Raw genomic sequence first — 20237 nt, 5'->3', positions numbered from 1 at the left:
TTCTTCTTAACGTTTTAGTCGGATTATTTTCAGATTCATTCCGCGCACAAAAAAGCCGCTTCTCCCGAAGGAGAAGCGGCTTCTGAATGAACCTCGGTAAGGCTTAGTAAGCCAGGCCGAAATCTTCTTCTTTCATGTCCATCAGGTTGTTGGCACCCGACAGCATGGCCGCAACATGAGTGCGGGTACGTGGCAGGATGCGCTGGAAGTAGAAGCGCGCAGTCTGCAGCTTGGCGGTGTAGAACGCCTCTTCGGTGGTACCGGCAGCCAGCTTCTCGGCAGCCAGGCGCGCCATGTCGGCCCAGAAGTAAGCCAGGCAGGCATAACCGGAGTACATCAGGTAGTCCACGGACGCGGCACCAACTTCTTCACGGTCTTTCATGGCTGCCATACCGACCTTCATGGTCAGCTCGCCCCATTCCTTGTTCAGCGCAGCCAGCGGTGCGACGAACTCTTTGACCGACTCGTTGCCTTCGTTGCTCTGGCAGAACTTGTGGACGATCTTGGTGAAGCCTTTCAGGGCTTCGCCTTGGGTCATCAGCACTTTACGGCCCAGCAGGTCCAGCGCCTGGATGCCGGTGGTGCCTTCGTACAGCATGGAAATGCGGCTGTCGCGAACGTTCTGCTCCATGCCCCACTCGGCGATGAAGCCGTGGCCACCGTAGATCTGCACACCGTGGTTGGCGGCTTCGAAGCCGACTTCGGTCATGAAGGCTTTGGCGATCGGCGTCATGAAGGCCAGCAGTGCATCGGCTTTCTTCTTCTCTTCTTCATCCACGCCGTATTTGACGATGTCGACCTGCTTGGCGGTGAAGTAGACCATGGCACGGTTGCCTTCGGCGAAAGCCTTCATGGTCAACAGCATGCGACGTACGTCAGGGTGCACGATGATCGGGTCGGCGGCCTTGTCCGGCGCTTTCGGGCCAGTCAGGGAACGCATTTGCAGACGATCGCGAGCGTATTTCAGGCCACCCTGGAAACCGATCTCGGCGTGGGCCAGGCCTTGCAGCGCGGTACCCAGGCGAGCGGTGTTCATGAAGGTGAACATGCAGTTCAGGCCTTTGTTCGCCGGGCCGATCAGGAAACCGGTGGCCGCGTCGAAGTTCATCACGCAGGTGGCGTTGCCGTGGATACCCATCTTGTGTTCCAGGGAACCACAGCTCACGGCGTTGCGCTGGCCGACGGAGCCATCGGCGTTCGGCAGGAACTTCGGCACGATGAACAGCGAGATGCCTTTGGTGCCAGCCGGTGCATCCGGCAGGCGGGCCAGAACGATATGGACGATGTTGTCGGCCATGTCGTGCTCACCGGCCGAGATGAAGATCTTGGTGCCGGTGACTTTGTAGGAACCGTCGGCCTGAGGTTCGGCCTTGGTGCGCAGCATGCCCAGGTCGGTGCCGCAGTGCGGTTCGGTCAGGCACATGGTGCCGGTCCACTCGCCGGATACCAGCTTGGTCAGGTAAGCCTCTTGCTGCTCAGGCGTGCCGTGCTCGGAGATGGTGTTCATCGCGCCATGGGACAGGCCTGGGTACATGCCCCACGACCAGTTGGCTTCGCCGACCATTTCACTGACAGCCAGGCCCAGGGACTCCGGCAGGCCTTGACCGCCATGCTCGACATCGTGAGCCAGGCTTGGCCAGCCGCCTTCGACGAATTGCTTGTAAGCCTCTTTGAAGCCCGTCGGGGTCTTAACGCCGGATTCGCTCCAGGTGCAGCCTTCCAGGTCACCCACACGGTTCAGAGGGGCCAGTACCTGCTCACAAAACTTCGCGCCTTCCTCGAGGATGGCGTCAACCATGTCTGGAGTAGCGTCCTGGCAAGCCGGCAGGCTCTGATAGTGCGCTTCATAGCCGAGCAGCTCGTCACGAACGAAGCGAATATCACGCAAGGGGGCCTTGTAGTCAGGCATAGCGATAAACCTCTGCTGATGTAACCGGGAATGAACAACCGCGTTGATTTATTGTGGCGGTCAAACAGTTGTTTGAAACATACGTTTACGCCCAAACCTTGTCAAGCACCACGCAAACACCGTTCGTCATCGATCCCCTGCAGGCCTTGCACGCCAAGGTCCACAGCGAATGCCGTGAAATATTCGGAAGCTAAATTGAGTGTAGGAGCTGGCAGGCCAGCAAGACGGCAGAAGGGGATGTGCAGGGTGTTCTTGCGCGGGCCACCCTGCCCGCAAAAACGGCCAGGGCTACCGAGGGAGGGTCAAGCGTAGGTGTCGATCAGCGTACCGAGCACTTCATCGGCGGCCTTGGCGACTTTCACGCCCAGCTCCGCCTGGATCTTGCCCATGGACATCTCGACCATGTTGCTGGCCAGGTCCGATTGCTGGCTGCGGTCGACGGATCGCAGGCGCTCGACCTGGACTTCGGAAGACTGACTGGTGACAGAACGCTCGATGGTCGTGCTGGCGATCTGGCTGGCCGCCTGATCGACACGGTTCTGCCCGGTCTGCACGGTACTCAGGCCGGCGTAGAAAGCGGTATTCCCGGAAATTTCCATGGGAGAACTCGACCCTGCAAGGAATGAACAGCGGCTATTGAAGCAGACACGCCAGGAAAAGACCCGTCAAAAACACTAATGGCACAGTGCCTTACCATAGGCAAAATCTAGTCAAGCAGGTCCAGTTGCAGATGCTCGGCCACCGCTTCGGCGCTGATCGCCTTCAATCTCGGGACCCGCCCCAGACAAGGCGCGGGCAGGCGCTCCGCCAGCGTGGCGAGGTTCTCCTCGAGCCGCGAAGTCTTCGGCTCGATGATATTGGCCACCCAACCCGCCAGCTGCAAACCGTCCTGGGCAATCGCTTCGGCCGTCAGCAGGGCATGGTTGATACAGCCCAGGCGCACGCCCACCACCAGGATCACCGGCAGATCCAAGGCCATGGCCAGGTCGGACAGGTTGTCCTGGTCGGCCAGCGGCACACGCCAGCCGCCGGCCCCTTCGATCAGGGTGAAGTCCGCGCCTTTGGCCAGCACCTGGCGCATGGGCGCCAGCAAGGCCTGCACAGTCAACGCCACGCCAGCCTCGCGGGCCGCCAGATGGGGAGCGATGGCCGGTTCAAAGGCCAGTGGATTGACCTCGTCGTAGGTCAACGGCAACGAGCACTCGGCCAGCAAGGCCAGTGCATCGGCGTTGCGCAGCCCCTTGGGGGTCAGCTCGCAGCCTGAAGCCACCGGTTTCCCGGCCGCCGTGCTCAGCCCCGAAAGCCGCGCGGCATGCAGCAAGCCGGCGGCGACGGTGGTCTTGCCAACATCGGTGTCTGTTCCGGTAACGAAATAGGCTCGGCTCATAGCGGCTTCTCCAATACGGCGTAGACCACCTGGTAGGTCGCGGGCAATCCCTGCGCTTGACGGAACTGTTCGTAGGCGTCGATCAGGCCCTTGATCCGCGCCCGCCCTGTCAGCCCGCCGGGCCGTCCAGGGTTGAGGTTGTGCGCTCCCAGGGCCTTCAACTCATGGGTCAGGCTGCGCACATCCGGGTAGTGCAGCACATGCGGACGGGTTTCCAGGCTCAGCACCTGCAAGCCACTCGCCGCACACAGCTGTTGATACGTGCTGAACTCACGGAAGCGGTTGACATGCACCATGCCGTCGACCTGACGCCAACTGTCGCGCAATTCGTACAGCGTACCGACGCACAGGCTGGCAAAGGCCAGCACGCCGCCCGGCTTCAGCACTCGATGCGCCTCGCTGAGGACCGAACGGAAGTCTGCGCACCACTGCACTGCCAGGCTGGAGAAAATCAGTTCGCAACTCTGCCCCTGCAACGGCAAACGCTCGGCATCGCCGGCAATGAAATACTGCGCCCCGCCCAGCGGACGGGCGTGCTCGAGCATGCCTTCGGCGATGTCCAGCGCCAGCCCTTCGCTGGCCGGGAAGCGCTCGCCCAGCAGGCGGCTGAAATAACCGGTGCCGCAGCCCATGTCCAGCCAGCGGCCAGGCTCGCGATCTTGCGGCAGGCGGCTCAGCAACGCGTGACCGACGTCGCGCTGCAGTTGCGCCACGCTGTCATAACTGGACGCCGCGCGGGAAAAGGAAGCCGCCACCTGGCGCTTGTCGGGCAAGCTGCCGGGGGGCTTGGGAAGGGACAGATCAGTCATCGCCGGACTCATGCAAAAAAGCCTGGATCGCCCCCGCCACACCGTGGGGATCCTCCAGAAGAAACGCGTGGCTGGCCTGTTCGATCAGACCAACTTCGACATCGGGCAACAACGCCAGCAATTCACCCGCGGCTTCGGCCGGCACCAGTCCGTCAAGCCCTGCAAACAGATGCAACTGCGGCCCACGAAACGCCTGCAGAGCATGGCGAGTGTCCAACTGCGCCAACAATTCCAGGCCGGCCATCAACACCGCGCCCGAGGTATGCGGCGCGCCGCCCGACAGCAGGCGCGACAGGCCGCGTGGATCTTCGGCGCCCTGGGCGCAGAGCAAACTGAAGCGCTTGAGGGTGGTGCGCGGGTCGGCGTTGCAGCCGGCCAGAAACCCGTCGAAGGTCTCCCCCGGCATCGCACTCGCCCACTCAGCGTGAGCCACAAAACTGGGGTTGCTGGCCAGGGTCAACAAACCGCAGCAGCGCTCGCCACGACGCGCCGCCAGCTCGGAAGCCAGCATGCCACCCAGCGACCAGCCACCGAGCCAGGCGTTGTCCGGCACGCTGGCGTCCAGTTCGTCGAGCCACTCATTCAGGTCGCTGGACTCCAGCTCCGGCAACGGTTCGATCTCGACCCGCAGGTGTTCGTCCAGCCCCTGCAGAGCCGCCGCCAAGGGCTCCAGCGGCGATACGCCGAGGCCCCAACCGGGCAGCAGAATCAGTCGATCACGCATGGCTTGGCTCCGGTCCTGGTTCGCTAAAACAATCCGCCAGTGCATTCAACAATAGCTGGACCTGAGCCTCACTGTGGGCGGCGGACAGGGTCACCCGCAGGCGGGCGCTCCCCGCGGGCACGGTCGGTGGACGAATCGCGGTGACCATCAGGCCGCGCTCGCGCAGCATTTGTGACAGGCGAATCGCCCGCGCACTGTCGCCGATCAGGATCGGCTGGATCGGCGTGAAGCTGTCCATCAGGGTCAGTCCGATCTGCTCGGCGCCCAGGCGGAACTGGCGGATCAGCGTGTTCAGGTGCTCACGCCGCCAGTGCTCGCTGCGCAGCAACTCCAGGCTTTTCAGGGTGGCGCAGGCCAGGGCCGGCGGCTGGCTGGTGGTGTAGATATAAGGACGGGCGAACTGGATCAGGCTTTCGATCAGTTCCTCGCTGCCGGCGACAAAGGCGCCGGCGGTGCCGAACGCCTTGCCGAGGGTGCCCACCAGGACCGGCACATCTTCCTGGCTCAAACCGAAGTGCTCGACGATTCCTCCGCCGTTGGCCCCCAGCGGCCCGAACCCATGGGCGTCGTCGACCATCAGCCAGGCACCCTTGGCCCGGGTTTCGCGAGCCAGGGCCGGCAGGTCGGCCAGGTCGCCGTCCATGCTGAACACGCCATCGGTGACCACCAGGGTATTGCCGGTGGCTTTCTCCAGGCGCTTGGCCAGGCTCTCGGCATCGTTGTGCAGGTAACGGTTGAAGCGCGCGCCGGAGAGCAGGCCGGCGTCCAGCAACGAAGCGTGGTTGAGGCGGTCTTCCAGCACCGTGTCGCCCTGCCCCACCAGCGCGGTGACTGCGCCGAGATTGGCCATGTAACCGGTGGTGAACAGCAGTGCTCGCGGGCGGCCGGTGAACTCGGCCAGGGCTTCTTCCAACTGGTGGTGGGGCGTGCTGTGGCCGATCACCAGGTGCGAGGCGCCACCGCCCACGCCCCAGCGGGACGCACCGGCGCGCCAGGCTTCGATCACTTGCGGATGATTGGCCAGCCCCAGGTAATCGTTGTTGCAGAACGCCAGCAATGGCTGGCCGTCGACCACCACTTGCGGCCCTTGCGGGCTTTCCAGCAGTGGGCGCTGACGGTAGAGGTTTTCGGCACGACGGGCAGCGAGACGCGCGCGGAGATCGAAAGACATGCAGGCCTCGCAGGCAAGAAAAGAAACATCATCCTTGTAGGAGCGAGGCTTGCCCGCGATCCAGACACCTCTGTGTCCCTGGCTCACGCGGTGAACCATTCGCGGGCAAGCCTCGCTCCTACAGAGGCAGCAGATCAGACGGCAGCGTTGTAGAACTGCTCGCTGCTCTTCTGTTCCACCAGCGCCTGCTCGATGGCGGCCTGGTGCACCTCGTCGGCGTGTTCTTCGCGGGCTTCCGGCTGGATGCCCAGGCGCGCGAACAGTTGCATGTCCTTGTCGGCCTGCGGGTTGGCGGTGGTCAGCAGTTTCTCGCCGTAGAAGATCGAGTTGGCGCCGGCGAAGAATGCCAAGGCCTGCATCTGCTCGTTCATCGCTTCGCGGCCGGCGGACAGGCGCACATGGGATTTCGGCATCAGGATGCGAGCCACGGCAAGCATGCGGATGAAGTCGAACGGGTCGACATCTTCGGAGTTTTCCAGCGGCGTGCCGGCCACTTTCACCAGCATGTTGATCGGCACCGATTCCGGATGCTCCGGCAGGTTGGCCAGCTGGATCAGCAGGCCGGCGCGGTCATCGAGGGACTCGCCCATGCCGAGGATGCCGCCGGAGCAGATTTTCATCCCGGCATCGCGCACGTAGGCCAGGGTCTGCAGGCGCTCGCTGTAGGTACGGGTGGTGATGATGCTGCCGTAGAACTCCGGCGAGGTATCGAGGTTGTGGTTGTAGTAGTCCAGGCCGGCCTTGGCCAGCGCTTCGGTCTGGTCCTGGTCCAGGCGACCGAGGGTCATGCAGGTTTCCAGGCCCATGGCTTTCACGCCCTTGACCATTTCCAGCACGTACGGCATGTCTTTGGCCGACGGGTGTTTCCAGGCCGCGCCCATGCAGAAACGGGTCGAACCTATGGCCTTGGCGCGCGCAGCCTCTTCGAGGACCTTCTGCACTTCCATCAGCTTTTCTTTTTCCAGGCCGGTGTTGTAGTGACCGGACTGCGGACAATATTTGCAATCTTCCGGGCAGGCGCCGGTCTTGATCGACAACAGGGTGGAAACCTGGACGCGGTTGGCGTCGAAATGTGCGCGGTGCACCGTCTGCGCCTGGAACAGCAAGTCATTGAACGGCTGGACGAAGAGGGCTTTGACTTCAGCCAAAGTCCAGTCATGACGCAGATTGGCGGTGGTGCTGGCGCTCATGGGCGATTCCTTGATTATGCTTGGCAAGCGGCGATGGGAAGGGAATACCCACAGCCGCGACACGGATGTTGGGCATATTTAAGGAAGCGCCATGCAGTGTCAACCACATTACCAAGGACCGGTTTACATCTGGTTAAAAAACAAACAAACCTGTTTGCTCTGCGATGAGCCGACCGACACGCCCCAAGCCATTTGCACCGCCTGTGAAACCGAACTGCCGTGGCTCGGCGATCATTGCCAGGTCTGCGCCCTGCCCCTGCCCGCGGCCGGCCTGACCTGCGGCCAGTGCCTCAAGCGACCGCCGGCCTTTGCCCAGGTGGTGGCGCCCTGGCGTTATGGCTTTCCGGTCGACAGCCTGATCAGCCGTTTCAAGCACAACGGCAAATGGCCCTTTGGCCGACTTTTGGCCGAACTTCTCGCGCAATCGCTGCAACATCGTTTCAGTGAGGACCTGCCACAGCCCGATGCCCTGCTGCCAGTGCCCCTGGCCCGCAAGCGCCTGCGCCAACGCGGCTATAACCAGGCGGCGATGCTCACGCGCTGGCTAGGCGAGATCCTGCAGATCCCCTGTGACGAAACCTCGTTGCTGCGCACCCAGGACACGCCATCGCAACAAGGCCTGGATGCCAGGGCGCGGCAACGCAACCTGCGTCACGCCTTCGCCCTGATGCCCGAGGCGGCGGTCCATGGCCGGCACCTGGCGCTGGTGGACGACGTACTCACCACCGGCGCGACCGCCCACGCCCTGGCGCGGCTGTTGCTCACGGCCGGGGCGCGGCGGGTCGATGTCTACTGCCTGGCACGCACGCCAAAACCTGGCGAGCCCGACTGAACTTGACTCTCGGCCCTCAAGCCGCAAACTCCCTTTCCATTCCCAGCGTTCAAAGCGTCCAGCCATGCCCTTGCCCACCTTGTTGACCCAGCACATCGCCCGGCGCCCGCAGCGCATTGCCTTGCTACAGCACATCGCCGAACAGGGCTCGATCACCCGTGCCGCGAAAAGCGCCGGCCTGAGTTACAAGGCAGCCTGGGATGCCATCGATGAGTTGAACAACCTGGCGCAAAAACCCCTGGTCGAACGCAGTGTCGGCGGCAAAGGCGGCGGTGGCGCCAGGCTCTCCGCAGAGGGCGAGCGGGTGCTGCGTCTCTACCAGCGTTTGCAGGCCTTGCAGGCCCAGGTGCTGGAAGCCGCCGAAGACGCCGCCGACCTCGATCTGCTGGGGCGCCTGATGCTCCGGACCAGCGCCCGCAACCAGCTGCACGGCACGGTGCAGACCGTCGAAGCGCAAGGGCGCAACGACCTGGTGCGCCTGGCGCTCGCGGAAGACCTGGTGATCCAGGCGCAAATCACCCATGACAGCACCCTGCATCTGGAACTGGAACCCGGCACCGGAGTAGTGGCCTTGATCAAGGCTGGTTGGCTGGAACTGCTGGCCATCGATCAGCCTGCAACACCCGGACACAATTGCCTGCAAGGCACCCTGGAAGCGATCCTCGACGCCGACGACGGCCCCAGCGAAATCCGCATCGTCCTGCCCAGCGGCCAGACCCTCTGCGCCCTGGCCGAACCGCTGCACCTGCGAAACCTTGGCTTGAGCGCCGGCAAGCCGGTGCGGGTGCAGTTCTCGCCATCCAATGTGCTGCTCGGCACGCCGCTGTAACCAGACTGATCACCGCTCTGTAGCCGCTGCCGCAGGCTGCGATAAGGTCCGCAGGACCTTGATTGACTCAAGCTCCCTGTGAGCCCTCGGCTCGATCGCAGCCTTCGGCGCGACTACACAAGCGGCGAAATGCTTTCGTCGCTGCAATATGTTCGTCATCGACGCTGATTAAGGTGGCTGCAAAATCCTGCAGGAAGCCTGTGATGAGCCTACTAGAAGAAGACCAACCTACCGACCTCGAAAAGATGGTCGGCCTCAGCCGCCGTGGTTTCATCAGCGCCGGTGCCCTGTGCGGCGCGGCTATGTTTCTCGGTGGCAACCTGCTGAGCCGCAGCGTGCTGGCCGCCAGCGTCAGCGCCGGCTCCAGCAAGCTGCTGGGTTTTGAAGGCATTGCCGCCGCCACCAGCGACACCATCACCCTGCCGCCGGGCTACAAGTCCTCGGTGCTGATCAGCTGGGGCCAGCCCCTGCAGAAGAACGGCCCGGCCTTCGACCCGAGCGGCAATGGCACCGCCGCGGCCCAGGAAGTGCAGTTCGGTGACAACAACGACGGCATGAGCCTGTTCGCCTTCCCGGACGACAAAAATCGCGCGCTGATGGCGATCAACAACGAATACACCAACTATCGCTACCTCTACCCCCACGGCGGCATGCCGCAGTCGGCGGAAGACGTGCGCAAGGCCCTGGCCAGCGAAGGCGTGTCGGTGATCGAAGTGCAGCGCCGCAGCGGCCAATGGCAGTTCGTCCAGGGTTCACGCTACAACCGGCGCATCCACGGCAACGCGCCGATTCGCCTGAGCGGCCCGGCCGCCGGCCACGCGCTGATGAAAACCAGAGCCGACAAGAGCGGCAGGAAAGTCCTCGGCACCTTCCAGAACTGCGCCAACGGCAAGACGCCATGGGGCACCTACCTGACCTGTGAAGAGAACTTCACCGACTGCTTCGGCAGCAGCAACGCCCAGCAGACCTTCGATGCCGCGCAGAAGCGTTATGGCGCTTCGGCGAGCAGCCGCGACATCAACTGGCATCAGTTCGACCCGCGCTTCGACCTGGCGAAAAACCCCAACGAGCTCAACCGTCATGGCTGGGTCGTGGAGATCGACCCGTTCGACCCGCAGTCCAAACCGATCAAGCGCACCGCCCTGGGCCGCTTCAAGCATGAAAACGCCGCCCTGGCCGAAACCCGCGACGGACGCGCCGTGGTCTACATGGGCGACGACGAGCGTGGTGAGTTCATCTACAAGTTCGTCAGCCGCGACCGCATCAACCACCGCAACCCCAAGGCCAACCGCGACCTGTTGGATCACGGCACCCTGTACGTGGCGATCTTCGACAATGGCGACGGCAACCCGGACCACCCGAAAGGCAAGGGCAGATGGGTCGAGCTGAGCCATGGCAAGAACGGCATCGACGCTAGCAGCGGTTTTGCCGACCAGGCCGAAGTGCTGATCCATGCCCGCCTGGCGGCCAGCGTGGTCAAGGCCACGCGCATGGACCGTCCGGAATGGATCGTGGTCAGCCCGAAAGACGGCCAGGTCTACTGCACCCTGACCAACAACTCCAAACGCGGTGAAGACGGCCAGCCAGTGGGCGGCCCGAACCCGCGGGAGAAAAACGTCTACGGGCAGATCCTGCGCTGGCAGACCGGCCGTGGCGACCACGGTTCGATGGACTTCACCTGGGACCTGTTCGTGGTCGCCGGCAACCCGGCCGTGCATGCCGGCCAGCCGAAAGGCGGTTCGTCGAACATCACCCCGCAGAACATGTTCAACAGCCCCGACGGCCTGGGTTTCGACAAGGCCGGCCGGTTGTGGATCCTCACCGACGGCGACTCCAGCAACGCCGGCGACTTCGCCGGCATGGGCAACAATCAGATGCTCTGCGCCGACCCGGACACCGGTGAGATCCGCCGCTTCATGGTCGGGCCGGTGGGTTGCGAAGTCACCGGCATCACCTTCTCGCCGGATCAGCGCAGCCTGTTCGTGGGCATCCAGCATCCGGGCGAGAACGGCGGTTCGACCTTCCCCGAGCACCTGCCCAACGGCAAGCCGCGCTCCTCGGTGATGGTGATCACCCGGGAAGACGGCGGCATCGTCGGCGCCTGATCCACCGCTTTGCGAGCAAGCTCGCTCCTGCACCGACCTGCAGGAGCGAGGCTTGCCCGCGATAGCGACCTCACAGTCACCACCTGTCATCCTTCGTGCGCTACCATGCTTGGCCGGACGCAGCAGCCTGCTGCGCGCAGGAGTCAGCATGTCTCACCCGTTCGAAACCCTTACCCCTGATCTAGTCCTCGATGCCGTCGAAAGCATCGGTTTTCTCAGCGACGCCCGTGTCCTGGCACTCAACAGTTACGAAAACCGTGTCTACCAGGTCGGCATCGAAGACGGCGAGCCGCTGATCGCCAAGTTCTACCGTCCGCAGCGCTGGACCAACGAGGCAATTCTCGAAGAGCACCGCTTCACCTTCGAACTCGCCGAATGCGAAGTACCGGTGGTGGCGCCACTGATTCACCAGGGCGAAAGCCTGTTCGAGCATCAAGGCTTCCGCTTCACCCTGTTCCCGCGCCGTGGCGGCCGGGCGCCGGAACCCGGCAACCTCGACCAGTTGTATCGCCTGGGGCAATTGCTCGGCCGCCTGCATGCGGTCGGTGCCACCCGCCCGTTCGAGCATCGCGAAGCGCTGGGGGTGAAGAACTTCGGCCACGACTCGCTGACCACCCTGCTGGAAGGCGATTTCGTGCCCAAGAGCCTGCTGCCGGCCTATGAGTCGGTGGCCCGCGACCTGCTCAAGCGGGTAGAAGAGGTCTACCAGGCCACGCCGCACCAGAACATCCGCATGCATGGCGACTGCCATCCCGGCAACATGATGTGCCGCGACGAGGTGTTCCATATCGTCGATCTCGACGACTGCCGCATGGGCCCGGCGGTACAGGACCTGTGGATGATGCTCGCCGGCGATCGCCAGGAATGCCTGGGGCAGCTGTCGGAACTGATGGATGGCTACAGCGAGTTCCACGACTTCGACCCGCGCGAGCTGGCGCTGATCGAACCGCTGCGCGCCCTGCGCCTGATGCACTACAGCGCCTGGCTGGCGCGGCGCTGGGACGACCCGGCGTTCCCGCGCAGCTTCCCCTGGTTCGGCAGCGAGCGTTACTGGGGCGACCAGGTGCTGGCGTTGCGCGAACAACTTTCGGCGCTCAACGAAGAACCCTTGAAGCTGTTCTGAGCCCAGCCTTTATCGGGTCTGTAAGTGCGAGGCTTGCCCGCGATCAAGACACCGCGGTGCATCAGATCCACCGTGGCGAACCTATCGCGGGCAAGCCTCGCTCCTACAGAAACCGGATCGATCACCAAAGCAGGTCTCCGCGATTACGCCGACAAAGACACAGCCTGATAAACCTCCTTACAATCACTGCCTTTGTTAGCTGCCTAAGCAAGGATTCTGCATGCAAGCCGCCAACCCGCGTCGCGGGTACATCCTGGGCCTGAGTGCCTACATCATCTGGGGCCTGTTCCCGATCTACTTCAAAGCCATCGCCAACGTGCCCGCTGTGGAAATCATCATCCACCGGGTGCTCTGGTCCGCGCTGTTCGGCGCGTTGCTGCTGATGGTCTGGAAGCATCCCGGCTGGTGGCGCGAGCTGCGGGACAACCCCAAGCGCCTGGCGATCCTGGCCCTGAGCGGCACCCTGATCGCGGCCAACTGGCTGACTTATGTCTGGTCGGTGAATAACGGGCGCATGCTCGAAGCCAGCCTGGGCTACTACATCAACCCGCTGGTGAACGTGCTGCTGGGCATGCTGATCCTCGGTGAGCGGCTGCGGCGCCTGCAGTGGCTGGCGGTGGGCCTGGCGGCGGTCGGCGTGGCGCAGCAGGTGTGGCAGGTCGGCAGCCTGCCCTGGGTCTCGCTGGTACTGGCGCTGACCTTCGGTTTCTACGGGCTGATCCGCAAGCAGGCGCCGGTCAAGGCGCTACCGGGGCTGGTGGTGGAAACCTGGATGCTGGTGCCGATCGCCTTCGCCTGGCTCTTGTTCAACCCCACCGCCACCAGTGCCCAGGCGGCCTTCTGGACCAGCTCCGAAGCCTGGTGGCTGGTGGCGGCCGGCCCCGTCACCCTGGTGCCGCTGGTGTGCTTCAACGCCGCCGCCCGTCACCTGCCCTACACCACCCTGGGCTTCTTGCAGTACCTGGCGCCGACCCTGGTGCTGCTGCAGGCGGTACTGCTGTTCGGCGAACACCTGTCATCGAGCACCCTGGTGGCGTTCATGTTTATCTGGGCCGGCCTGGCGGTGTACAGCGTGGATGCCTGGTTGAGCCTGCGCAAACGCAGCTGATCAATAAACGTACAAACCTCTACAGGCCACGGTTGGCGTGGCCTGCATCTATCCTTCCCAAGGTTATCCACAGCGTGATCCCCGCCGTTTGTGCACAAGCCCTTGAAACTGCTGGTTTTTTGATCAGATTTTGAAAAGCCGCGGCCGGCTTGGGCCAGAGGCGAGTCTCTACAGGTTATCCACAGGCGCATGCACGCTAAAACTGGATAACCTGCCCTTTCAGGTTCACACCTCGCTGCGCAGCACCAACTCCACCATCAAATCATCCGCCAGGGTTTCCAGGCGCGACTGCAGGACGTCGAGGGACAAGGTCAGCGGCACCGCCAGGATCGCTTCGGCGTGGAACAGCGGCTCGCTGCTCATGGGCGCCGGGCGCACTTCGGTCACCAGTCGCTCCAGGTTCACCCCCTGCTCGCTCAACAGGCGGGTGATGTCGCGCACGATGCCCGGCCGGTCGTTGCCCACCAACTCCATGGAGATCGGCTTCCAGGTGCAGGACTGTTCGATACCGCTTTCGGCGATCAGCACCCGAATGCCCTGGGCCGCCAAGCCCTGCAAGGCGTCCACCAGCTCGTCGTAGGCCTCCGCCGGCACACCGACCCGCAGGATGCCGGCGAACTGCCCCGCCATGCGCGACATGCGGCTCTCCAGCCAGTTACCGCCGTGCGCGGCGATGCATTGGGCGATGCGCTCGACCTGTCCGGGCTTGTCCGGGGCGAATACGGTGAGTACGAGGTGGTCCATGGCGCAACCCTCTGTCAGGACTTTTGTTATAGAAAATCAAGTATAGGCAAGGCTCGTCCTGCCGCTTCCCTTGCGCCTACAGGCAAGGCGCAAAGCATGAAAACAGCGCGCTGCCGCTGCCGGAATATAAATCGTGTACAACTCCTTAGATTTATATGGAACAATTCAATAGTTTTTTGAGAACATCCTGTTCCCCAGCGTGACCGCTCCGCGAACTTGGGTCGCGGAACGACGTATTTAGTCTAATTTTCACAACCGCAATTCATCATGTAGTATGCCGCAGCGCGCACTACATAACGTTGGATCGATGTCTGCCAAGGCGCAGTCGCAACCCTGAAAGCCCTGTCAGCAAGGCTTCAAGCCGTTGATTGGAACCATCCCAGCCGCCCGCGATGGCATGTACTGGTAGAGGGGTTTGTGGTTTAAATGGCCAGAGGCTTCATTGTTAATTTGAAGAGCTGAAAAGCGAAATAGCTGAGCAGAGTGAGGCAAGCAATGACTGAACACGTTCAAGTCGGTGGCCTGCAGGTCGCCAAAGTCCTGTTCGACTTCGTGAACAACGAAGCCATTCCCGGTACCGGCCTCACCGCCGACAAGTTCTGGGCCGGCGCCGACAAGGTCATCCACGACCTGGCGCCGAAGAACAAAGCCCTACTCGCCAAACGCGACGATTTCCAGGCGCGTATCGATGCCTGGCACCAATCCCGTAGAGCTCCTGAGAAAGCCCAGGCCCACGACCCGATCGCCTACAAAGCCTTCCTGCAAGACATCGGTTATCTGCTGCCAGAAGCGGCGGACTTCCAGGCCACGACGCAAAACGTCGATGACGAGATCGCCCGCACGGCCGGTCCGCAGCTGGTGGTCCCGGTGATGAATGCCCGTTTTGCCCTCAACGCCTCCAACGCCCGCTGGGGCTCGCTGTACGACGCGCTTTATGGCACCGACGCCATCAGCGAAGCCGACGGCGCGGAAAAAGGCAAAGGCTACAACAAGGTGCGCGGCGACAAGGTCATCGCCTTCGCCCGCGCCTTCCTCGACGAGGCCGCGCCATTGGCTGCCGGCTCCCATGTCGACTCCACCGGCTACAAAATCGTCGACGGCAAGCTGGTGGTCGCCCTCAAGGGTGGCAGCAACAGCGGCCTGCGCGACGACGCCCAGCTGATCGGCTACCACGGCGATGCCGCGGCCCCGACCGCGGTCCTGCTGAAACACAACGGCCTGCATTTCGAGATCCAGATCGACGCCAGCAGCCCGGTCGGCCAGACCGACGCCGCCGGCGTAAAAGACGTGCTGATGGAAGCGGCCCTGACCACCATCATGGACTGCGAAGACTCGGTCGCCGCCGTCGACGCCGATGACAAGGTGGTGATCTACCGCAACTGGCTCGGCCTGATGAAGGGCGACCTGGCCGAAGAAGTGGCCAAGGGCGGCCAGACCTTCACCCGCACCATGAACGCCGACCGCGAATACACCGCGCCCAACGGCGGCAGTGTGAAGCTGCACGGTCGTTCGCTGCTGTTCGTGCGTAACGTCGGCCACCTGATGACCATCGACGCGATCCTCGACAGCCAAGGCAACGAAGTGCCGGAAGGCATCCTCGACGGCCTGGTCACCAGCCTCGCGGCGATCCACAACCTCAACGGCAACACCTCGCGCACCAACAGCCGCACCGGCTCGGTGTACATCGTGAAGCCGAAGATGCACGGTCCGGAAGAAGCCGCGTTCACCAACGAGCTGTTCGGGCGCATCGAAGACGTGCTGGAACTGCCGCGCAACACCCTGAAAGTCGGGATCATGGACGAGGAGCGCCGCACCACGGTCAACCTCAAGGCCTGCATCAAGGCCGCCAGCGAGCGCGTGGTGTTCATCAACACCGGCTTCCTCGACCGTACCGGCGACGAAATCCACACCTCCATGGAAGCCGGCGCCGTGGTGCGCAAGGCCGAGATGAAGGCCGCCAAGTGGATCGGCGCCTACGAGAACTGGAACGTCGATATCGGCCTGAGCACCGGCCTGCAAGGTCGCGCGCAGATCGGTAAAGGCATGTGGGCCATGCCGGACCTGATGGCTGCCATGCTCGAACAGAAAATCGCTCACCCGCTGGCCGGCGCCAACACCGCCTGGGTACCTTCGCCCACCGCCGCGGCCCTGCACGCCCTGCACTACCACAAGGTCGACGTGTTCGCCCGCCAGGCCGAGCTGGCCAAGCGCGCCCGCGCTTCGGTGGACGACATCCTGACCATTCCGCTGGCCAGCAACACCAACTGGTCGGCCGAAGAGATCAAGAACGAACTGGACAACAACGCCCAGGGCATTCTCGGCTACGTGGTGCGCTGGATCGACCAGGGCGTCGGCTGCTCCAAGGTGCCGGACATCAACGATGTCGGCCTGATGGAAGACCGCGCCACCCTGCGCATCTCCAGCCAGCACATCGCCAACTGGCTGCGCCATGGCGTCGTCACCGAAGCCCAGGTCATGGAAAGCCTCAAGCGCATGGCGCCCGTGGTGGACCGGCAGAACGCCGGCGACACCCTGTACCGTCCGCTGGCCCCGAACTTCGACAGCAACATCGCCTTCCAGGCGGCGGTCGAACTGGTGATCGAAGGCACCAAGCAGCCGAACGGCTACACCGAGCCGGTACTGCATCGTCGTCGTCGCGAGTTCAAGGCCCGCAACGGCCTGTGATCCTGCGTTAACGCGGTAAAAGAAAAAGCCCTGGTCGCACGATCAGGGCTTTTTTGTTTGGGGCCGAGGCAGCTATCGCGAGCAAGCTCGCTCCTACAGGGGACGTGGGGCACATACTTAGCGCACCACCCCCAGCTCATGCTTGACCAGCGCCAGCAGCTTGCCGGTGTCGATCGGCTTGAGCAGGAAATCCACCACGCTCAGGTGCATGGCCGCGATGGCGTCACGCACATCGGCATCCCCGGAAATGATAATGATCGGCAGCGCCGCCCGCTCCGACTCTCGCACCTGGCGGATCAGGTCCAGGCCGTTGCAGGGGGCCATGCGCAGATCGGTGATCAGCAGTCCGATCGACTTGTTCGAGTTCAACAGTTCAAGTGCGGCCTTGCCACTGGCTGCGGTCATGCAGCGAATGCCATCCAGCCCCAGAATTTCCGACAGCAACTCACGGGCATCCTTGTCATCGTCGGCAATCAACACGCGCTGGGGCGGCAGATCAGGCTCGAGCATCACGGCGTTCAGCGCCTCGCGCTCGGCATCACTCAAAATATCGTGGTCGGACATGGCGTTCTCTACATATTCAAATCGATCCCCTAGCACAGTGGTCAGACATCGCTAAGCAGGCCTCCAATGTGCACTTCGTCGGATTTTTTTCCAAGAGGCCGGATAAGTACTTTTTTCACGGTTTTGACACCTGCTTGAAGCGAATTAACAGGTGCAGACCCGCTACCTAGACTTACGTCCAATGGGCACCCGGCAGCGTGGGACCGACCATGACCCAAGACCCGACCACAACAAATCCAAAAAGACTGCGGTAATGGTTATGAGTAAAGCGGATGCCTTCACCCAGGCAGGGAAAACCGCGGTGTTGCAGAACATCCACGGCACGATGCAGTTTCTCCAGCGGTTCCCCCCTTTCAATCAGATGGAAAACGCTCACCTGGCGTACCTGGTCGAGCAATGCCAACTGCGTTTCTACGGCCCCGGCGAGAGCATCATCAAACCCGCCGACGGACCGGTCGAACACTTCTATATCGTCAAGCAGGGCCGGGTGGTCGGCGAGCGCCAGCACGCCCTCAAGGGCGGTACCGAAACCACCTTCGAGATCACCGCCGGCGAGTGTTTCCCCCTCGCCGCGCTGCTGGGCGAGCGCGCCACCCGCACCGAACACCTGGCGGCCGAGGACACCTTCTGCCTGCAATTGAACAAGCCGGCCTTCATCAAGCTGTTCGCCCTCTGCGCGGTGTTTCGCGATTTCGCCCTGCGTGGTGTCAGCAGCCTGCTGGACCAGGTCAACCAGCAGGTCCAGCAAAAGGCCGTGGAAACCCTCGGCACCCAGTACTCCCTCAACACCCGGCTGGGCGAACTGGCGATGCGCCACCCGGTGACCTGCAGCCCATCCACCCCGCTGCGCGAAGCTGTGAGCCTGATGCACGAGCAGCAGGTCGGCAGCATCGTGGTGGTGGATGCACACAAGGCACCGCTCGGTATCTTCACCCTGCGCGACCTGCGCCAGGTGGTGGCCGACGGCACCAGCGACTTCAACCAGGACATCGAACGGCACATGACCCAGGCACCGTTCGCCCTCTCGCCGGACCACAGCGCATTCGACGCCGCCATCGCCATGACCGAGCGGCACATCGCCCACGTCTGCCTGGTAAAAGAGCAGCGCCTGTGCGGCGTGGTTTCCGAGCGCGACCTGTTTTCCCTGCAGCGGGTCGACCTGGTGCACCTGGCGCGGACCATCCGCAACGCGCCACGCATCGACAACCTGGTGGCGATCCGCGGCGAGATCGGCCAGCTGGTGGAGCGCATGCTGGCCCATGGCGCGTCCTCGACCCAGATCACCCACATCATCACCCTGCTCAACGACCACACGGTGTGCCGGGTCATCGAACTGACCCTGGCCGACAAGGGCGACCCGGGCGTGCCGTTCAGCTGGCTGTGTTTCGGCAGCGAAGGCCGGCGCGAGCAGACCCTGCACACCGACCAGGACAACGGCATCCTGTTCGAAGCCCGCGATGCGGCCCATGCGGCACAGATCCGCGGCAAGCTGCTGCCCCTGGCGCAGCAGATCAACCAGAGCCTGGCGCTGTGCGGCTTCACCCTGTGCAAGGGCAACATCATGGCCGGCAACCCCGAGCTGTGCCTGTCCCGCGCCGAGTGGGCACGGCGCTTCGCCGCCTTCATCCGGGAGGCCACGCCGGAGAACCTGCTGGGTTCGAGCATCTATTTCGACCTGCGGGTGGTCTGGGGCGACGAGCAAGGCTGTGCCCAACTGCGCCGTGGCATCCTCGACCAGGTCGGCGACAACCGCCTGTTCCAGCGCATGATGGCCGAGAACGCGCTGCGCCAGCGCCCGCCGGTAGGGCGTTTCCGTGAATTCGTCCTGGCCAGGAAGAACGGCGAAAAAGCCACCCTCGACCTCAAGGTCCAGGGCCTCACCCCCTTCGTCGACGGCGCCCGCCTGCTGGCCCTGGCCAACGGCATCGACGCCAACAACACCCTGGAGCGCCTGCGCCAGCTGGTGGCCAGGGAAGTCATCGAAACCCTCGACGGCGCCGCGTATGAAGAGGCCTATCACTTCATCCAGCAGACCCGCATGCAACAGCACCAATTGCAGACCCGGCAGAACCTGCCCTACTCCAACCGCGTCGACCCGGACAGCCTCAACCACCTGGACCGGCGCATCCTGCGCGAGTCGCTGCGCCAGGCCCAGCGCCTGCAAAGCAGCCTGGCACTGAGGTACCAGCTATGAGCCTGTTCGCCTGGTTGCGCCCGGCCAACGCGGCGCTCAACGCCGAACAGCAACAACGCCGCGAGCGCCTGCCTGTCGCACCGCCGCTGGGCGAATGCAGCCTGCGCGAACAGCGCTGGGTGGTGCTGGACCTGGAAACCACCGGGCTCAACCTCAACCGCGACCAGGTGCTGTCCATTGGCGCGGTGGTGATCGAAGACGGCGCCATCGACTTCGGCCAGCAGTTCGAACGCACCTTGCAGCGTACCGACCACAAGCTCAGCCCCAGTGTGCTGATTCATGGCCTCGGCCCGAGCGCGATCGCCGCGGGCAGCGACCCGGTAGAGGCCTTGCTGGATTTCATGGAGTTCGTTGGCGACAGCCCGCTGCTGGCCTTCCATGCGCCGTTCGACCAGCACATGCTCGGCCGGGCCCTGAAGGACAGCCTGGGTTATCGCCTGCAGCATCCGTTCCTCGACGTCGCCGAAATGGCCCCGCTGCTCTGCCCCCAGGCGCATATCCGCGAAGCCGGGCTGGATGACTGGATGGGTTACTTCAAGCTGCAGGCCGGCGAACGCCACCATGCCGCCGCCGACGCCCTGGCCACCGCCGAACTGGCGCTGATCCTGTTCAGCCGCGCCCGCCAGCAGCAGATCCACAGCCCGCTGAACCTGCAACAGCGGCTCAGCCAATGGAAGCGCCGGCAGCAAACCCACTCCTTCTGATCTGTAGCCGCTGCCGAGCGCCAGCGAGGCTGCGATCGAGCGCGTAGCGCTCGCCATCCAGACAGCGCGTTCCGCCTGACAGACTGCAAACTCAGGCTTTGCGGCCACTACGTCGGAATGCCGCCCAGACCGATCGCAGCCTCGCTGGCGCTCGGCAGC

The 20237-nt window shown here is 63.4% G+C and carries 17 protein-coding genes; 8 read left to right on the top strand and 9 right to left on the bottom strand.

Annotated features, from left to right (window positions below):
* Positions 1-103 precede the first annotated feature (103 nt).
* From PVZ80_RS31185 to bioB, 7 genes are all read right to left on the bottom strand, one after another.
* Complete coding sequence (locus PVZ80_RS31185) at positions 104-1909, bottom strand: phenylacyl-CoA dehydrogenase (RefSeq protein WP_009051192.1); 1806 nt, start codon at positions 1907-1909, stop codon at positions 104-106.
* A gap of 302 nt (positions 1910-2211) precedes the next feature.
* Positions 2212-2508 carry a hypothetical protein gene (locus PVZ80_RS31180; protein ID WP_009051193.1) on the bottom strand — a complete coding sequence of 99 codons (297 nt, stop codon included), beginning with the start codon at positions 2506-2508 and terminating at the stop codon, positions 2212-2214.
* Between the two features lie 107 nt (positions 2509-2615).
* Positions 2616-3296, bottom strand: coding sequence for a dethiobiotin synthase (gene bioD / locus PVZ80_RS31175; protein ID WP_016704081.1), 681 nt, complete (start codon positions 3294-3296; stop codon positions 2616-2618).
* Positions 3293-4105 carry a malonyl-ACP O-methyltransferase BioC gene (gene bioC, locus PVZ80_RS31170; RefSeq protein ID WP_101283753.1) on the bottom strand — a complete coding sequence of 271 codons (813 nt, stop codon included), beginning with the start codon at positions 4103-4105 and terminating at the stop codon, positions 3293-3295. The genes bioD and bioC overlap by 4 nt, the downstream gene beginning before the upstream one ends.
* Entirely contained in the window at positions 4098-4829 is a 732-nt protein-coding gene (locus PVZ80_RS31165; protein ID WP_009051196.1) for an alpha/beta fold hydrolase, read from the bottom strand. The genes bioC and PVZ80_RS31165 overlap by 8 nt, the downstream gene beginning before the upstream one ends.
* A complete protein-coding gene (bioF, locus tag PVZ80_RS31160) occupies positions 4822-6000 on the bottom strand; it encodes an 8-amino-7-oxononanoate synthase (RefSeq protein WP_124302210.1) in 1179 nt (392 codons plus the stop codon). Before bioF ends, PVZ80_RS31165 begins: the two co-directional genes overlap by 8 nt.
* A gap of 134 nt (positions 6001-6134) precedes the next feature.
* A complete protein-coding gene (gene bioB, locus PVZ80_RS31155) occupies positions 6135-7190 on the bottom strand; it encodes a biotin synthase BioB (RefSeq protein WP_007926062.1) in 1056 nt (351 codons plus the stop codon).
* Positions 7191-7281: 91 nt separating this feature from the next.
* Here bioB and PVZ80_RS31150 point away from each other — a divergent pair, with 91 nt between their 5' ends.
* The 5 genes from PVZ80_RS31150 (at position 7282) to rarD (ending at position 13187) form a co-directional block, all read left to right on the top strand.
* The gene (locus tag PVZ80_RS31150; protein ID WP_124315446.1) at positions 7282-8022 is read left to right on the top strand and encodes a ComF family protein; all 741 of its coding nucleotides are present in this window, start codon (positions 7282-7284) and stop codon (positions 8020-8022) included.
* Positions 8023-8086: 64 nt separating this feature from the next.
* Entirely contained in the window at positions 8087-8851 is a 765-nt protein-coding gene (locus PVZ80_RS31145) for a TOBE domain-containing protein (RefSeq protein WP_273864982.1), read from the top strand.
* Between the two features lie 203 nt (positions 8852-9054).
* Complete coding sequence (locus tag PVZ80_RS31140; RefSeq protein ID WP_273864981.1) at positions 9055-10956, top strand: PhoX family protein; 1902 nt, start codon at positions 9055-9057, stop codon at positions 10954-10956.
* A 148-nt stretch (positions 10957-11104) separates the two neighbouring features.
* Positions 11105-12079 (top strand): serine/threonine protein kinase, encoded by a 975-nt coding sequence (locus PVZ80_RS31135; RefSeq protein ID WP_009051201.1) that lies wholly within the window; start codon positions 11105-11107, stop codon positions 12077-12079.
* A gap of 220 nt (positions 12080-12299) precedes the next feature.
* Complete coding sequence (gene rarD, locus PVZ80_RS31130) at positions 12300-13187, top strand: EamA family transporter RarD (protein WP_009051202.1); 888 nt, start codon at positions 12300-12302, stop codon at positions 13185-13187.
* A 225-nt stretch (positions 13188-13412) separates the two neighbouring features.
* Here rarD and PVZ80_RS31125 read toward each other — a convergent pair whose 3' ends face one another.
* Entirely contained in the window at positions 13413-13931 is a 519-nt protein-coding gene (locus tag PVZ80_RS31125) for a glycine cleavage system protein R (protein ID WP_009051203.1), read from the bottom strand.
* A gap of 495 nt (positions 13932-14426) precedes the next feature.
* On the opposite strand from PVZ80_RS31125, the gene PVZ80_RS31120 reads away from it, so the two are divergent.
* The gene (locus tag PVZ80_RS31120; RefSeq protein WP_009051204.1) at positions 14427-16616 is read left to right on the top strand and encodes a malate synthase G; all 2190 of its coding nucleotides are present in this window, start codon (positions 14427-14429) and stop codon (positions 16614-16616) included.
* Positions 16617-16733: 117 nt separating this feature from the next.
* Here the strand turns inward: PVZ80_RS31120 and PVZ80_RS31115 are convergent, their stop codons facing one another.
* Positions 16734-17180 (bottom strand): response regulator, encoded by a 447-nt coding sequence (locus tag PVZ80_RS31115; RefSeq protein WP_009045922.1) that lies wholly within the window; start codon positions 17178-17180, stop codon positions 16734-16736.
* Positions 17181-17433: 253 nt separating this feature from the next.
* On the opposite strand from PVZ80_RS31115, the gene PVZ80_RS31110 reads away from it, so the two are divergent.
* Both PVZ80_RS31110 and PVZ80_RS31105 read left to right on the top strand, forming a co-directional pair.
* Entirely contained in the window at positions 17434-19374 is a 1941-nt protein-coding gene (locus PVZ80_RS31110) for a putative nucleotidyltransferase substrate binding domain-containing protein (RefSeq protein ID WP_053270090.1), read from the top strand.
* Positions 19371-20078 (top strand): 3'-5' exonuclease, encoded by a 708-nt coding sequence (locus tag PVZ80_RS31105; RefSeq protein WP_273864980.1) that lies wholly within the window; start codon positions 19371-19373, stop codon positions 20076-20078. The genes PVZ80_RS31110 and PVZ80_RS31105 overlap by 4 nt, the downstream gene beginning before the upstream one ends.
* The last annotated feature ends 159 nt before the right edge of the window (positions 20079-20237 follow it).

It is taken from the genome of Pseudomonas sp. B3G-3 (genome assembly GCF_028640915.1).
GTDB lineage: Bacteria > Pseudomonadota > Gammaproteobacteria > Pseudomonadales > Pseudomonadaceae > Aquipseudomonas > Aquipseudomonas chlororaphis_I.
The sequence above is the reverse complement of the archived record's forward strand: the minus strand, read 5'-3'. Positions and strand labels throughout refer to the sequence as shown.

Excerpts from the sequence above, each read along its gene's own strand:
- PVZ80_RS31185 (WP_009051192.1), bottom strand. The coding sequence starts at position 1,909 with ATGCCTGACTACAAGGCCCCCTTGCGTGATATTCGCTTCGTTCGTGAC.
- PVZ80_RS31105 (WP_273864980.1), top strand. The coding sequence starts at position 19,371 with ATGAGCCTGTTCGCCTGGTTGCGCCCGGCCAACGCGGCGCTCAACGCC.
- bioF (WP_124302210.1), bottom strand. The coding sequence starts at position 6,000 with ATGTCTTTCGATCTCCGCGCGCGTCTCGCTGCCCGTCGTGCCGAAAAC.
- PVZ80_RS31150 (WP_124315446.1), top strand. The coding sequence starts at position 7,282 with ATGCAGTGTCAACCACATTACCAAGGACCGGTTTACATCTGGTTAAAA.
- PVZ80_RS31125 (WP_009051203.1), bottom strand. The coding sequence starts at position 13,931 with ATGGACCACCTCGTACTCACCGTATTCGCCCCGGACAAGCCCGGACAG.
- PVZ80_RS31140 (WP_273864981.1), top strand. The coding sequence starts at position 9,055 with ATGAGCCTACTAGAAGAAGACCAACCTACCGACCTCGAAAAGATGGTC.
- PVZ80_RS31145 (WP_273864982.1), top strand. The coding sequence starts at position 8,087 with ATGCCCTTGCCCACCTTGTTGACCCAGCACATCGCCCGGCGCCCGCAG.
- PVZ80_RS31120 (WP_009051204.1), top strand. The coding sequence starts at position 14,427 with ATGACTGAACACGTTCAAGTCGGTGGCCTGCAGGTCGCCAAAGTCCTG.
- bioC (WP_101283753.1), bottom strand. The coding sequence starts at position 4,105 with ATGACTGATCTGTCCCTTCCCAAGCCCCCCGGCAGCTTGCCCGACAAG.
- bioB (WP_007926062.1), bottom strand. The coding sequence starts at position 7,190 with ATGAGCGCCAGCACCACCGCCAATCTGCGTCATGACTGGACTTTGGCT.
- bioD (WP_016704081.1), bottom strand. The coding sequence starts at position 3,296 with ATGAGCCGAGCCTATTTCGTTACCGGAACAGACACCGATGTTGGCAAG.
- rarD (WP_009051202.1), top strand. The coding sequence starts at position 12,300 with ATGCAAGCCGCCAACCCGCGTCGCGGGTACATCCTGGGCCTGAGTGCC.
- PVZ80_RS31135 (WP_009051201.1), top strand. The coding sequence starts at position 11,105 with ATGTCTCACCCGTTCGAAACCCTTACCCCTGATCTAGTCCTCGATGCC.
- PVZ80_RS31180 (WP_009051193.1), bottom strand. The coding sequence starts at position 2,508 with ATGGAAATTTCCGGGAATACCGCTTTCTACGCCGGCCTGAGTACCGTG.
- PVZ80_RS31165 (WP_009051196.1), bottom strand. The coding sequence starts at position 4,829 with ATGCGTGATCGACTGATTCTGCTGCCCGGTTGGGGCCTCGGCGTATCG.
- PVZ80_RS31110 (WP_053270090.1), top strand. The coding sequence starts at position 17,434 with ATGGTTATGAGTAAAGCGGATGCCTTCACCCAGGCAGGGAAAACCGCG.
- PVZ80_RS31115 (WP_009045922.1), bottom strand. The coding sequence starts at position 17,180 with ATGTCCGACCACGATATTTTGAGTGATGCCGAGCGCGAGGCGCTGAAC.